This window comes from Pelomicrobium sp. G1 (assembly GCF_051905455.1).
Classification (GTDB): Bacteria; Pseudomonadota; Gammaproteobacteria; order Burkholderiales; family UBA6910; genus Pelomicrobium.
In genome coordinates this window covers 1-490 of record NZ_JBQACR010000093.1, presented here as the reverse complement: position 1 = coordinate 490, position 490 = coordinate 1, and the positions used below count along the sequence as shown (strand labels likewise).

1 pseudogene is annotated in these 490 nt (G+C 67.3%); it reads left to right on the top strand.

Features of this window, described 5'->3' with window-relative positions:
* Nucleotides 1-247: 247 nt before the first annotated feature.
* A pseudogene (locus tag ACTFO6_RS17615) lies at nucleotides 248-490 on the top strand (DNA-binding protein); the annotation flags it as partial.

Below are 490 nucleotides of genomic sequence, written 5' to 3'. Positions count from 1 at the left end.
GCGAAACGCAGCCCGCCGAGTGGGATGCACCCGCCAGCGTACACGTCGCAGTCCTGCCCCGTGGCGCGTCGCTGACAGGAAGGCATGCCGCCGTTGTCAGTGAACCGGCGATGCGGGATATTGATGGCGTCAAGGTCGTCCTATGACCAGCGTCTCTGTCCGTCCTGAACTGCTCCGCTGGGCCTGCGAGCGCGCCGGTTACGAACCGCGCGAGCTCGCGCAGCGATTCCGCGGGCTGCCGAAATGAATGGAGGGCGAGGGGCAGCCGACGTTCAAGCAGCTCGAGGCGTTCGCGAGAGCGACCCATACGCCGTTCGGCTACTTCTTTCTCCCCGAGCCGCCGGAAGAGCGGCTACCGATTCCCGATTTACGCATGCTGCGACAGCGCCCGCGGCGCCCGAGCGCGGACCTGCTCGATACCCTGTATGCGATGCAGCGGCGAAGCCGCTGGCTTGCCGACGAGCGCAGGGACATGGGGGCGGAACCGCTC